Source organism: Clostridium bornimense (assembly GCF_000577895.1).
GTDB classification, from domain to species: Bacteria; Bacillota; Clostridia; order Clostridiales; family Clostridiaceae; genus Clostridium_AN; species Clostridium_AN bornimense.
The window spans coordinates 2500086-2513814 of sequence record NZ_HG917868.1; the positions used below are offsets into that span (position 1 = coordinate 2500086).

At 30.2% G+C, this 13729-nt stretch carries 14 protein-coding genes; 1 reads left to right on the forward strand and 13 read right to left on the reverse strand.

All coding sequences use genetic code 11. The features are described from left to right. Positions 1-33: 33 nt before the first annotated feature. The 11 genes from wecB to CM240_RS11375 form a co-directional block, all read right to left on the reverse strand. Positions 34-1188, reverse strand: coding sequence for a non-hydrolyzing UDP-N-acetylglucosamine 2-epimerase (wecB, locus tag CM240_RS11325; RefSeq protein WP_044039229.1), 1155 nt, complete (start codon positions 1186-1188; stop codon positions 34-36). A 14-nt stretch (positions 1189-1202) separates the two neighbouring features. Beyond that, positions 1203-2228 (reverse strand): MraY family glycosyltransferase, encoded by a 1026-nt coding sequence (locus CM240_RS11330; RefSeq protein WP_044039231.1) that lies wholly within the window; start codon positions 2226-2228, stop codon positions 1203-1205. A 90-nt stretch (positions 2229-2318) separates the two neighbouring features. Beyond that, positions 2319-2948, reverse strand: a complete 630-nt coding sequence (upp, locus tag CM240_RS11335) for a uracil phosphoribosyltransferase (protein ID WP_044039233.1) — start codon at positions 2946-2948, stop codon at positions 2319-2321. A gap of 9 nt (positions 2949-2957) precedes the next feature. Further along, the gene (gene rpiB, locus CM240_RS11340; RefSeq protein ID WP_044039236.1) at positions 2958-3407 is read right to left on the reverse strand and encodes a ribose 5-phosphate isomerase B; all 450 of its coding nucleotides are present in this window, start codon (positions 3405-3407) and stop codon (positions 2958-2960) included. A gap of 16 nt (positions 3408-3423) precedes the next feature. After that, the gene (locus tag CM240_RS11345) at positions 3424-4482 is read right to left on the reverse strand and encodes an L-threonylcarbamoyladenylate synthase (protein ID WP_044039239.1); all 1059 of its coding nucleotides are present in this window, start codon (positions 4480-4482) and stop codon (positions 3424-3426) included. A gap of 13 nt (positions 4483-4495) precedes the next feature. Continuing rightward, entirely contained in the window at positions 4496-5212 is a 717-nt protein-coding gene (locus CM240_RS11350) for a ZIP family metal transporter (RefSeq protein ID WP_044039243.1), read from the reverse strand. Between the two features lie 46 nt (positions 5213-5258). After that, complete coding sequence (locus tag CM240_RS11355) at positions 5259-5840, reverse strand: hypothetical protein (RefSeq protein ID WP_044039245.1); 582 nt, start codon at positions 5838-5840, stop codon at positions 5259-5261. Positions 5841-5866: 26 nt separating this feature from the next. Beyond that, positions 5867-6955 carry a peptide chain release factor 1 gene (prfA, locus tag CM240_RS11360; protein WP_173400243.1) on the reverse strand — a complete coding sequence of 363 codons (1089 nt, stop codon included), beginning with the start codon at positions 6953-6955 and terminating at the stop codon, positions 5867-5869. A gap of 64 nt (positions 6956-7019) precedes the next feature. After that, a complete protein-coding gene (gene prmC / locus CM240_RS11365) occupies positions 7020-7853 on the reverse strand; it encodes a peptide chain release factor N(5)-glutamine methyltransferase (RefSeq protein ID WP_044039251.1) in 834 nt (277 codons plus the stop codon). Beyond that, positions 7843-8841: a DUF1385 domain-containing protein gene (locus tag CM240_RS11370; RefSeq protein WP_044039252.1), complete on the reverse strand. Its 999-nt coding sequence runs from the start codon at positions 8839-8841 to the stop codon at positions 7843-7845. The genes prmC and CM240_RS11370 overlap by 11 nt, the downstream gene beginning before the upstream one ends. A gap of 3 nt (positions 8842-8844) precedes the next feature. Next, on the reverse strand, positions 8845-9429 hold the full coding sequence (locus CM240_RS11375; RefSeq protein ID WP_044039253.1) for a thymidine kinase: 585 nt from the start codon (positions 9427-9429) through the stop codon (positions 8845-8847). A gap of 274 nt (positions 9430-9703) precedes the next feature. On the opposite strand from CM240_RS11375, the gene rpmE reads away from it, so the two are divergent. Beyond that, the gene (gene rpmE / locus CM240_RS11380) at positions 9704-9910 is read left to right on the forward strand and encodes a 50S ribosomal protein L31 (protein WP_044039254.1); all 207 of its coding nucleotides are present in this window, start codon (positions 9704-9706) and stop codon (positions 9908-9910) included. Positions 9911-9968: 58 nt separating this feature from the next. Here rpmE and rho read toward each other — a convergent pair whose 3' ends face one another. Both rho and CM240_RS11390 read right to left on the reverse strand, forming a co-directional pair. Then, entirely contained in the window at positions 9969-11408 is a 1440-nt protein-coding gene (gene rho / locus CM240_RS11385) for a transcription termination factor Rho (protein ID WP_156930545.1), read from the reverse strand. A gap of 544 nt (positions 11409-11952) precedes the next feature. Then, positions 11953-13566 (reverse strand): CTP synthase, encoded by a 1614-nt coding sequence (locus CM240_RS11390; RefSeq protein WP_044039256.1) that lies wholly within the window; start codon positions 13564-13566, stop codon positions 11953-11955. Positions 13567-13729 lie beyond the last annotated feature (163 nt).

The window sequence follows — 13729 nt, forward strand, 5'->3', positions numbered from 1 at the left end:
ATCAAGGAATTCGTTAAAAATTACACAATGTTATTATTCGCACTTATAATCCTCTGCTTTATTCTCTCTCATATTAAAATAATATAATATATTCTCCACAATTCGTTTTGATGCGTTACCATCACCATAAGGATTTATTGCTCTACTCATTTTTTCATATTCATTAATATTTCGTATTAACGTATTTGCTTCACTTATAATTGCTTTTTTATTAGTACCAACTAATTTTACAGTTCCTGCTTCTACTGCTTCTGGTCTTTCAGTTACATCTCTAAGTACTAAAACAGGTTTCCCAAGATGTGGTGCCTCTTCTTGCAATCCACCTGAATCTGTCATAATCATATATGACCTATTCATTAAGTTATGTGTTTCTTTAGTGTCTAATGGTGGTAACAAATGTACTCTTTCTACATTACCTAAATATTCCTCTACCATATCTTTTACTATAGGATTTAAATGAACTAGATATACTAATTCTACGTCTTTATTATCTTCAACTATCTCTTTCAATGCTTCACAAATATTTTTTATGCCTTCTCCCCAATTCTCTCTTCTATGAGCAGTAACCATTATTATCTTTTTATCTTCAAAATTAATTTCATTTAATCTATTATTTTCGAAAACATAATTTTCTTCTACTGTATGTTCCATAGCATCTATAACCGTATTTCCTGTTATAAATATAGTCTCTTCATCAACACCTTCTCTCAACAAATTACTTTTTGATGCTGTAGTCGGTGAAAAATGCATATCAGCTAAGGCTCCAGTAAGTTTTCTATTCATTTCTTCTGGAAATGGAAAATACTTATCAAAGGTTCTAAGTCCCGCTTCTACATGACCAACCTTTATTTGCTTATAAAAAGCTGCTAATCCCCCGGCAAATGTTGTTGTAGTATCACCATGGACTAAAACAATATCTGGTTTTTCTTTGTCTAGCACATCTTCAATTCCTTCTAAGACTCTAGTAGTTATCCCTGTTAATGTTTGTTTTTCTTTCATAATATTCAAATCATAGTTTGGTGAAATTTTAAATAACTCTAAAACTTGATCTAACATTTCTCTATGTTGTGCAGTTACACATACAATAGATTCTATGACCTCACACTTCTCTAATTCTTTAACTAAGGGTGCCATTTTTACTGCTTCTGGTCTTGTTCCAAACAATGTCATAACCTTTATTTTTTCCATTATTTCCTCCCAATCTACTCCTTCATTCTAAAGAAGGATAATTTCCATCCAATTATAATAATTATTAATATTGTTATTGCAAATAATATATAAGCTACATTAGTCTCTAACTCCATAGCTATTACTGCAATTATTGATAATCCTCCATTTATTAAATACATTATTGATACTGCTTTTCTTTGTGACAATCCAAGATTAAGAAGTCTATGATGAAGATGCCCTTTGTCAGCTGAAAACATAGATCTTCCATTTATTTTTCTTCTTATCATTGCAAAAGCTGTATCTAAAATTGGTATTCCTATAGCTAATATTGGTACAGCTATAGTAAATACTGTTGCATATTTTAATGTTCCTACCATTGAAATACTAGCTATTAAAAAGCCTATAAGTTGAGAACCTGTATCTCCTAAAAATATAGAAGCTGGATTAAAGTTATAAGGTAAAAATCCTAGTATTGCACCAGCTAATACTATAATTAATGCTGCTGCTTCTCCTCTACCATTACTTAACGCAATTAAAAATACAGTAAAAGAGGATATAAATCCCATCCCTGCACATAAACCGTCTAAGCCATCACTAAAATTAAAAGCATTAGTTATACCTACAACCCAAAATATAGTTATCGGTATAGATAAGTAATTTATATCAAAATATGCAAAATTACTATTGAAAGGATTAGATACAATGGATATCTTTATATTCCCCACTATTAAAATTAGCGATGCTACAATTTGAAACATAAACTTGCACTTTGGCGATAGTTCCTTTATATCATCAATTATTCCCCCGATTACAATTACTGTTGCTCCTATCATAATACAAATTTCTTCTTTTCCAATAGACTCTGTAAAAAAAGTCATAGTTATTATAAAACTTATGTATATACTTAATCCTCCAAGCCTAGGCATAGGCTTTTTATGTATCCTTCTTCCACCAGTTGGTTCATCTATAGCTCCAACCTTTTTTGCTAAGACTTTAACAAATGGAACAGTGATACATGAAATAAACGCAGCAATTGTAATTAAAAATATACTCGTCATAATTCATTCCTCATTCTAATTAAGATTATACTATCTTAAACTTATTTATATTACAAAACTCTAGGTAACCCTAGAGTTTTTAGTTTATGATTATTTAGTTCCGAATAATCTATCTCCAGCATCTCCAAGCCCTGGCACAATATATCCATGTTCATTTAATTTTTCATCTAAAGAACCTAAATATATGTCAACATCTGGGTGCGCTGTTTGAACAGCCTTAACACCTTCTGGTGAAGCAATTAAGCACATTAATCTTATATACTTAGCTCCTCTTTTCTTAAGAACATCAATGGCCCCTATAGCAGAACCTCCAGTAGCAAGCATTGGATCAACTACAATAATATCTCTTTCATTTATATCGCTTGGTAATTTACAAAAATATTCTACAGGCTTAAGAGTAACTTCATCTCTATATAATCCTACGTGTCCTACTTTTGCAGCCGGAATTAATTTTATCATACCATCTACCATTCCAAGTCCTGCTCTTAATATAGGTACTATAGCTATTTTCTTACCAGCTAACATCTTACATTTAGTTTTGCATATAGGAGTTTCTATCTCTACAGTTTCTAATTGTACATCTCTTGTAACTTCATAAGCCATAAGAGTTGCAACTTCTTCTACTAATTCTCTAAAATCTTTAGAACCTGTATTTTTATCTCTGATTAATGCTAACTTATGTTGTACTAATGGGTGATTGATTTCTGTTACCTTGCTCATATTATCCTCCTAGGCATTATACTTTTTTTCTATTTGTGAAATTTTATCAATTCTGTTGATATGTCTATCTCCTTCGAATTTAGCATTTAAAAATGTATCTACTATATCTAATGCTAAACCTGGTCCCACTACTCTAGCTCCTAATGCTAATATGTTAGCATTATTATGCTCTCTTGTAGCATGAGCTGAAAATGTATCTGAGCATAATGCTGCTCTTATTCCTGGCACCTTATTGGCTGCTATTGATATTCCTATCCCTGTTCCACAAATTAAAATTCCAAAATCATAATTTTTACTTGCTACCTCTTCTGCAACTTTTAATGCGTAATCAGGATAGTCGCAAGATTCTGTGCTATACGTTCCAAAATCTTTAATTTCGATATTTTTACTTTCCAAGTGTTTTATTATATCATTTTTTAAATGATATCCACCATGGTCACAACCTAATGCTACCTTCATATTGACACCACCTTAATTAATATACTTCTATTATATCAAAAGTCGCCGCTTTTTTTAACCTATTCATTATTGCAACACCATATCCTTTTTCCTCTATACCTTCACATAAAATCATATCTACTTCTAAATCGTCAAGTTTCCTTAATGATTCAAAGATATTTTTCCCTATTTCATATAAATTTTTTCTACTTCCAAGAGAAATAACTATAGATGTACTATATTTATTTATTGTCTCATCAGTGGCAATAATACCTATCTTCTTACCTAACTTTTCTTCTCTTTCTAAAATTGAAGATATCTCTTCTATAACTTTATTTGCATTACCTGAAACGATTTTTACTGCCGCTTTAGGAGCATAGTGTCTATATTTCATTCCTGGTGCTTTTGGCTTAATTCCTTCATTTGTATTATTAGACTCAATTCCTTTATCCATATAAATATTTTCATCAATATTTTTTAAGTCTTCTAACGTTATAGCTCCAGGCCTCAATATACATGGTGGATATATTGTACAATCAATAACTGTTGACTCTAATCCAATAACAGATGACTTTCCACCAATTATGTAATCCACCCTATCTTGTAAATCCTCTATAACTCTCTCTACATTAGTTGGACTAGGTTTACCAGACAAGTTAGCAGAAGGTGCCGCTACTGGTACTGTAGCAGCATCTATTACCTTTCTTGCAATCTCTTCAGATGGCAATCTAACACCAACTGATTCTAACCCTCCTGAAGTTACATATGGAATCTCTGGTCTTTTGGGTAATATTATTGTAATAGGACCCGGCCAATATTTATCCATTATTTCTCTTGCCACTGCCGGTACTTCTTTAGCAACTAAATCAACATCTTCTACTTTTGAAATATGGACTATCAATGGATTATCTGAAGGACGTCCTTTTGCTATGTAAATATTTTTAACAGCTTCTTCATCTAATGCATTTGCACCTAATCCATATACCGTTTCCGTTGGAAATGCTACAAGTTTACCGTTTCTAATAGCATCTCCTGCCGATTTAATTAATTTCTCATCAATATTGTTTTCATCTAAAATAATAATTTTTGTATCCATATTAAACACCACTCTATAATAATATTACAATTATAGAAGCTAAAATAGTTCCTATAATAAAATAAACATATGAATCTTTTCCTTTATATAGTTTAGAAGCTTCCGGTAACATTTCTAAAAATACTACATATGCCATTACACCAGATGCTAATGCTAAAGCACTTCCCATAAAACTCTTAGATATTGATGAAAAAATTACACCTATAAAAATACCTAATACTGACGGAATAAATGTAGCTAAAGTACTTATAATAATATTCTTCTTTTTCATCTTTGCAGCCATCATAGGAGCTGTTAATGTCATTGCTTCTGGAATTTCATGAAGTCCTATCATCATTGACATCTTAATACCTAAAGCATCGTTAGTCATAAATCCTACTCCCATAATTAAGCCTTCAGGAAAATTATGTAACATTATACCTGCAGCCATAAATATTGCTACTTTCTTATGATTATTAGTATTCCCAGAAAAATAATAATCTAATAAAAAAAGAATAAATATAGATACTAAAGATATTGTTAATGTCCCCATAACATTCCATTCTAAAGCTTCAGGTATTAAATCTGCAAAAACCAATATGAACATAAATCCACTACCAAAACACAATGTATTTGATAGTAATCTATTAGAAGGCTTCTTCATCATTACTCCTATTAATGTTCCAATTAACATACCTAGGAAAGATATCGTCACCGCTAATAATATTGTATATATAACTTTCTCTTCCATAATAATCCCCTCCAGTATTATTTATGCTGAAAGAGATTTATTATGATTAATATTCCTCTCTATATCTTTTTATCTCCTCAATAGCAGAGGCTGATACTATAGAATAAATACAATTTTTATATAAATAATCTAATAATAAATATTTTTTGTATCCACCAGTTTTAACAGTATAGAAGTAAATTTTTTCTTTATTTTTTCTTACCATTCTATCTACTAAATTATATAAATCTTTATTTTTCTTAAATTTTACCTCACCTAATACTCTGCAACTTTTCAAAGGTATTTTTCTAGTAGTAAAAATAATTATTTTTATATCATCATTTGATTTATATACATGAATACCACATACACTTTCTAAAAAAACTATAGCTTTTTCTCTTTTAATAAATCCACTCTTTATTATTATATAATCATTTTTTATATCATAATCCAATCGTTGATTATTTATAGCTACTGATGCAACAATTACTATTAAAATTTCAATAATACCTAGAATTATTATTAGTATAATATTTCTTATTTGAGATAAATATAAAATTAGGGGATTCATAAAAAAAATAAAGCAAATAGTTAGCATAAATATCTTAAATGATCGATTTTGCTTTCTAATAGCTTTATTTATATCCATCTAACCTCTCCTCAAGTTTTTTATTTTTACATTTCTCCCGCGTTCCCCATAGCTTCCATTTTCTTAGCTTGATCTTCTGTTATTAAAGCATCTATAACTTCTTGAATTTCTCCATTAAGGAAACTTTCTAACTTATAAAGAGTTAATCCTATTCTATGATCTGTAACTCTACCTTGTGGATAGTTATATGTTCTTATTCTTTCACTTCTATCCCCAGTACCTACTTGGCTCTTTCTATCTTCTGCTATTGCTGCATTTCTTTTTGCTTCTTCCATCTCAAACATTCTAGCTTTTAACACTTTCATAGCTTTTTCTTTATTTTTAAGCTGTGATTTTTCATCTTGACATGAAACTACAAGTCCAGTAGGTATATGAGTAATTCTTACCGCTGAATCTGTTGTATTAACGCATTGTCCACCATTACCTGACGCTCTAAATACATCAATTCTTAAGTCATTTGGATTTATATCAATTTCTACATCATCTACTTCTGGTAGAACTGCAACAGTAGCTGTAGATGTATGAATTCTTCCGCTTGATTCTGTATCTGGAACTCTTTGAACTCTATGAACTCCTGATTCATATTTTAACATGGAATAAGCTCCATTACCTTTTATCATAAATACTATTTCTTTAAACCCACCAATATCAGTAGCATTTATAGACATAGTCTCTACAGTCCAACGATGTTTTTCTGCATATTTTACATACATTCTAGTTAAATTAGCGGCAAATAATGCTGCCTCTTCTCCACCTGCTCCAGCTCTTATTTCTACATAAACATTTTTAGAATCATTAGGATCTTTAGGTAATAATAAAATTCTAAGTTCTTTCGCACTTTCTTCTTTTACTGCGTTTAATTCTTTTATTTCTTCTTCTATCATTTCTTTCATTTCAGCATCAGTATCTGAATCTTGTAACATCTCTTTATTATATTCTAAATCATCACATGCCTTTTTATATTCTTTATATTTAGTAACTATAACTTCTAATTCAGAATGTTCCTTACAAAGCTTTTGCCATTCTTTTTGATCCGCCATAACTGATGGATCTGATATTTTTACTGATAATTCATCATATTTATTTTCAATAAAGTTAAGTCTATCTAACATTATTTATCAACTCCGCACTTAAAATTTCTCGATTTACAATTATATCACATAATTTTACTTTACTCAACTAAAGGTGACCTATAGCTACCCTATCATTACCTGCTAAATCCTTGACAATTCTTACATCCTTAAACCCTGAGTTTTCCATCAATTTCCTAACTTCATTTCCTTGATCATATCCTATTTCATAGCATAAATAACCACCTTCACAAAGATGTCTGATAGCTTCTTTTGTTATTTTATCATAAAAATACAATCCATCTTCCCCACCATCTAATGCTAGATGAGGTTCATAATCTTTCACATCTTCCATCAACGTCTCTATTACATCAGTTCTAATATACGGTGGATTACTCACTATCACATCAAATCTATTTGTTTCTATATTTTCAAATAAATTACTATGAATAAATTTTGCATTCTCTATATCCAATCTATCTATATTTTCTTTAGTTACTTCTTCTGCAATCTTCGAAATATCAGCTAAAGTTACCGTTACATTTTTTATATTTTTAGCTAATGCTATTCCTATAGCTCCACTTCCGCAACACATATCTAAAATATTCTTTTTTTCTTTTTCTATTGCAATAACTTCTTCTACTAAAGTCTCTGTATCTACTCTAGGTATTAATACACCATTTTTCACCTTCAATACAAGGCCAAAAAACTCTGCATATCCTATTATATATTTTAATGGTTCTTTTTTACTTCTTCTCTCAATCCAATTAAAATATTGCTCTTCTTTATCACTATCTAATAATTCTTCCCCATTCAAAATTATATTAATCTTATCTGTATCTAATATAACAGATAGAAGCTCAAGGGCATCTTCTTTAAAATATTCAATTTCTGACTCTTTTAAGATATTACTCCCCTTATTCAACGCTTCTCTAATTTTCATTTTTTCCTCCTACTGCTTCTTTCATCTCTATTGGAAATACTTCTTCATCATGATTTTCTTTATACATATTTTCAACATCACTAACAGTTATTATACCTTCTGCTAATTTTAATGCTATAATTGCTACTTCTAGCATTTTTTCATCTGGTTCTCTTGTAGTTAATCTTTGAAATCGTAATCCTGGATAAGCTAATATGTTAGATAATTTGCTATCACTCTTTCCAAGCCATCTTATTATTTCATAAGTTGTCCCTGCCACTACTGGTAATAAAACTATTCTCCAAAATAATCTTTCAAAAGCATTTCCCCATCCAGTAAATGAGAATAATAATATAGAAACCACCATTACTAAAAACATAAAGTTAGTACCACAACGTGGATGAAATCTACTTTGTTTTTTTGCATTGGCAGGAGTAAGCTCTAATCCTTTTTCATATGCAAAAATTGTTTTATGTTCTGCACCATGATATTGAAATAATCTTTTTATATCATCTAATTTTGAAATAAGCACTATGTATGAGAAAAATATACCTATTCTTATTAGACCTTCTATAAGATTTAACATGATAGTAGATTCTATACCAATTTTTTTAAATATATTTGCCAATGCTGTTGGAATAAACATAAATAAACCTAAAGATATAAAAACAGAAAAAATTATTGTGACTACAGAAATAATACTATTTAATTTATCTCCAAACTTATCCTCTAACCATTTTTCAAACTTACTCTCTGCTTCTACTTCTTCGAAAAAAGAAGCTGAATAATTTAGTTTTGATATTCCTTCTACCATAGAATCTATTAATCCAACTACTCCCCTTATAAATGGTTTAGACCAAAGCCCCTTTCTTTTATTTAAAGGCATTTTATTATCAAAACTAGCTTTTATTTTCCCTGATTCCAATCGTACAGCTGTGCCACATCCACTTTCTCCGCGCATATAGACACCTTCAATTACTGCTTGACCCCCAACATTCTTTTTTCCCATAAGCTACCTCCTTTTATTAGGAACCTCATGACAATTTCTACATCTAGCCTCATAAGATTCCTTTGCACCTATTAATACAATAGGATCATTATAATCTGCTGGCTTACCATCAATTAATCTTTGCGTTTTAGTTGCCGGATTACCACATTTCATACATATAGCAGTAATCTTATCAACAAATTCAGCTATAGCCATAAGTTGTGGCATTACATTAAAAGGTTCTCCTCTAAAATCTGTATCTAAACCAGCTACAATAACTCTCTTATTATTATCAGCCAACTGATTTACAACTTTTATAATTCCATCATCAAAAAATTGTACCTCATCTATCCCTATAACTTCTGTATCTTCATCAAGATAATTTAAAATCTCTTCACTTCTACTTATAGGTATTCCTTGAATTTTATCTCCTCTATGAGAAACTATATCTTGTTTATCATATCTATCATCAATAGTTGGCTTAAACACTTGAACTTTTTGTTTTGCTATTTCAGCTCTTCTAATTCTTCTTATAAGTTCTTCTGATTTTCCACTATACATAGGACCACATACTACTTCAATACAACCATGATCTTTAGGTCTGTACATTTTATTACACCTCCAAAAATTTAAATCTCATCTTTAGTTTACCTGGGTATATTCTATCAAATAATAATTAGTTATTAAAGTATTATAGATATATAAAAATATTTGGCAATAAATATTTTTATTAAATATCTTTACATAAGGAGATTAATTTTTTATAATGATAATAAATGATTTTTTGACTTTTAAATTAAAGATTTACCTTAATTAAGTTTAAGTCCTTTTTGACTTTGGGACTTAAATGAGTGTTCTCAATATTTTAGCGAGGTGAATAACAATGAAAGAAGGATTACATCCAAAATTCAATAATGAAGCAGTAGTAAAATGTGCATGTGGTAACACTTTCACAACTGGTTCTGTTAAAGATGAATTAAAGGTAGAAATATGCTCTAAATGTCACCCATTCTACACTGGTAAGCAAAAACTTATCGATGTAGGTGGAAGAGTAGAAAAGTTCATGAAGAAATACAACATGAACAAATAATTTTATTCATATTCTACTTATGTAAAAAAGGTTCACATTTTGTGAACCTTTTTTATTTTTACTCTTTTATCTTATTGTTTATCTTAGCTATAAATTCACTATTAGTTTTACTGTCATTTAATAAATTTATAATCAACTCTGTAACAGCCATAGTATTATTGTCACTATTTAATTTTCTTCTTACATTTGTTGCTGCACGTTTTTCTTCATCACTAAGTAAATATTCTTCTCTTCTTGTTCCTGATTTATAAATATCTATTGCTGGGAATATTCTTCTTTCTTGTAATCTTCTATCTAAATGTACTTCCATATTACCAGTACCTTTAAACTCTTCAAATATAACATCATCCATCCTACTACCAGTATCAGTAAGTACTGTAGCTAGAATTGTAAGACTTCCACCTTCTTCTATATTTCTAGCTGCTCCAAATAATCTCTTTGGCATAAATAATGCAGCTGGGTCTAATCCCCCTGAAAGAGTTCTTCCTGTTGGTGTAACAAGTAGATTATTTGCTCTAGCAAGTCTAGTTAATGAATCTAAAAGGATAACAACATTTTGACCTTGCTCCACCATTCTCTTTCCTCTTTCAAGAACCATATTAGCTACTCTTATATGTCTACTAGGATCTTGATCAAAAGTAGAGTAAATAACTTCTCCTTTTATACTTCTCTCCATCTCAGTTACTTCTTCTGGTCTTTCATCAATAAGTACTACTATAAGTTTTATCTCTGGATTATTTGTAGTTATTGCATTAGCAACATTTTTTAAAAGAGTAGTTTTACCAGCCTTCGGTGGAGCAACTATAAGACCTCTTTGTCCTTTACCAATAGGAGATATAAAATCCATAAGTCTCGTAGACATCTCAGTTGGTACTGTCTCAAGTTTTATCCTTTCAGTTGGATATATTGGTGTTAGTTTCTCAAAAGGTACTCTACCTACAGCTCTATCTGGTTCTTCACCATTTATTTTATGAACATATACTAACGCTCTAAATTTTTCACCTTCTTTAGGATTTCTGACCTTACCTTCTATTTCATCACCAGTTTTCAAGTTAAATCTTCTTATTTGAGAAGGTGATACATATACATCATCTGAACATGTTAAATAATTTTTTCCTCTCAAAAACCCAAAATTATTACTTTCATTTATTTCAATTACTCCTTTAGCCATATCAAGAGTACTTATCATTTCTTTCATTTTTTCTCTTTTTTCTTCACTATTTTCTTGTCTTGATTGATGATGAGGTCTAGTGCTACTTTGATGTGAATAAGTATTTGATTCTCTTTTTTCCTCAACAACATTATTCTTAGGCTTTATACTTTCTTTTAATGTAACACCATTAACTTCTATTTTTGCGCCTTCCTCTTCATTTCTAGACTGTTTTATAACGTCAATTAACTCACTTTTTTTATATTTAGAATAATTTTTAATATTTAACTCCTTAGCAAGCTCTTTTAGCTCATTAAGCTTCATATTTTCATAATCTTTACTATTCAAAATAGCACTTCCACCTCTCTGCGTTTATATTAGAAACAAATTGAAAAAATATAAAAGATCTTGATTTATTAAGATTGGATTCTTAGATACGTTCTTTTTTGATTATATCCCATTTAGAAAAAATTATCCACTATTTTTATTCAGTGCACAATGAACAGGAATATGTCAGGGCACAAGTATGAGGGCACATGGCACAGGTAATTTAGATTACAGTTGATATAAAAGTCCTTACAGAAGGCTCATGAAAGTTGCACTTTCATGAAGCTTTGAATATATATTTGCATAGGATTATATATAGAGAGTTAAGTTTATATTAGTACCTGTTCTAATTAAGTAGTGGTAAAACTGTATCTCTCCCATAAAATACACTAGCTATCCGCAGGACTATAATAAAATTCCTCTCAAAGAGGAATTTTCACCTTACTTGTGCCCTGTGCCTTCTAACCTGTGCCATGAAAATTTGTCAATACGACAACTTCCACCTTCAATGTGCACTGTAAATTATAAAAAAGTAGCATCGATGAAAGATGCTACTTTTTTATAATTATTTATTAGAGTTTTCTAATGCTGCTTTAATAAATTCTCTAAATAATGGATGTGGTCTGTTTGGTCTTGATTTTAATTCTGGATGGAATTGTGCAGCCACATACCATGGGTGATCCTTAAGTTCAACAATTTCTACTAATCTCTCATCTGGAGATGTTCCTGAAAGGATTAGTCCTGATTCTGTTAACTCTTTTCTGAATTCATTATTAAATTCATATCTATGTCTATGTCTTTCATAGATAACTTCTTCATTATATGCATCATAAGCTTTTGTACCTTTTTCTAATTTACATGCATATAATCCTAATCTCATTGTTCCGCCCATTTCGTCTACATCTTTTTGATCTGGCATTAAATCAATTACTGGATATTTGGTGTCAGGGTTTATTTCTGCTGAATGTGCACCTTCAAATCCAAGAACATTTCTAGCATATTCTATAACTGTACATTGCATACCAAGGCAAATTCCAAGGAATGGAATCTTGTTTTCTCTTGCATATTTAATAGCAGATATTTTTCCTTCTACACCTCTATCTCCAAATCCACCTGGCACTAGAATACCATCTACATCTCCTAACGCTTCTTCAACATCTCCATTTTCCAACTCTTCTGAATTTATCCACTTTATTTCTACTTTAGAGTCATTTACAAAACCACCATGATTTAATGATTCTACTACTGAAATATAAGCATCGTGTAACTCTACATACTTTCCAACTAATCCGATCTTAACTTTATTCTTTAAGCTAAGAATTCTATTAACCATCTCAACCCATTGAGAATTATCAACCTCATTACACTTTATATTAAGTCTATCTATAACATAGTTATCTAATCCTTCTTTGTGAAGCATTAGTGGTACTTCATAAAGATGTCTTGCATCTAAGTTTTGTATAACAGCTTCTTTATCTACATTACAGAATAAAGCAATTTTACCCTTTACATCATCAGATAATTCTTGCTCAGTTCTACATACAATAACATCTGGTTGTATACCGATACTTCTTAACTCCTTAACTGAATGTTGTGTTGGCTTAGTCTTTATTTCTTTACTCATTCTTAAATATGGAATTAATGTTACATGAATATAACATACATTTTCTTTACCAACATCATATCTGATTTGTCTTATAGCCTCAAGGAATGGTAGTGATTCTATATCCCCTACAGTTCCACCAATTTCTGTTATAACTACATCTACATCTTTTTCCTTAGCTACTCTATAAACTCTTTCTTTAAGTTCATTTGTTATATGAGGAATAACTTGAACTGTACCACCTAAATAATCTCCTCTTCTTTCTTTAGATAAAACACTCCAATAAACCTTACCTGAAGTAACGGAGGAATTCTTCGAAAGGTTCTCGTCTATAAATCTTTCGTAGTGTCCTAAATCCAAATCTGTTTCTGCACCATCATCAGTAACGAAAACTTCACCATGTTGATAGGGACTCATAGTACCTGGATCAACATTTAGATATGGGTCGAATTTTTGTATAGAAACTTTTAACCCTCTATTCTTTAACAATCTACCTAATGATGCAGCTGTTATACCTTTACCTAATCCTGAAACGACACCGCCAGTAACAAAAATATACTTTGTATTTGACTTCATAAATATTTTTCCTCCTCTTTATGTTAAATATATTGACTTATGTTAAGTTATATTGTATAATTAAAATTACCCTTAAAATAGGATTATAATGTAAAAAATCTAACTCTTATATTACCACAAATAATATAAGATTTCTAGTATCGTTTTTTTATTTTACAATAAA

What these genes read in the sequence shown, in the direction of transcription:
- wecB (WP_044039229.1), bottom strand. Translation starts at nt 1,188, where the DNA reads ATGGAAAAAATAAAGGTTATGACATTGTTTGGAACAAGACCAGAAGCA.
- CM240_RS11330 (WP_044039231.1), bottom strand. Translation starts at nt 2,228, where the DNA reads ATGACGAGTATATTTTTAATTACAATTGCTGCGTTTATTTCATGTATC.
- upp (WP_044039233.1), bottom strand. Translation starts at nt 2,948, where the DNA reads ATGAGCAAGGTAACAGAAATCAATCACCCATTAGTACAACATAAGTTA.
- rpiB (WP_044039236.1), bottom strand. Translation starts at nt 3,407, where the DNA reads ATGAAGGTAGCATTAGGTTGTGACCATGGTGGATATCATTTAAAAAAT.
- CM240_RS11345 (WP_044039239.1), bottom strand. Translation starts at nt 4,482, where the DNA reads ATGGATACAAAAATTATTATTTTAGATGAAAACAATATTGATGAGAAA.
- CM240_RS11350 (WP_044039243.1), bottom strand. Translation starts at nt 5,212, where the DNA reads ATGGAAGAGAAAGTTATATATACAATATTATTAGCGGTGACGATATCT.
- CM240_RS11355 (WP_044039245.1), bottom strand. Translation starts at nt 5,840, where the DNA reads ATGGATATAAATAAAGCTATTAGAAAGCAAAATCGATCATTTAAGATA.
- prmC (WP_044039251.1), bottom strand. Translation starts at nt 7,853, where the DNA reads ATGAAAATTAGAGAAGCGTTGAATAAGGGGAGTAATATCTTAAAAGAG.
- CM240_RS11370 (WP_044039252.1), bottom strand. Translation starts at nt 8,841, where the DNA reads ATGGGAAAAAAGAATGTTGGGGGTCAAGCAGTAATTGAAGGTGTCTAT.
- CM240_RS11375 (WP_044039253.1), bottom strand. Translation starts at nt 9,429, where the DNA reads ATGTACAGACCTAAAGATCATGGTTGTATTGAAGTAGTATGTGGTCCT.
- rpmE (WP_044039254.1), top strand. Translation starts at nt 9,704, where the DNA reads ATGAAAGAAGGATTACATCCAAAATTCAATAATGAAGCAGTAGTAAAA.
- CM240_RS11390 (WP_044039256.1), bottom strand. Translation starts at nt 13,566, where the DNA reads ATGAAGTCAAATACAAAGTATATTTTTGTTACTGGCGGTGTCGTTTCA.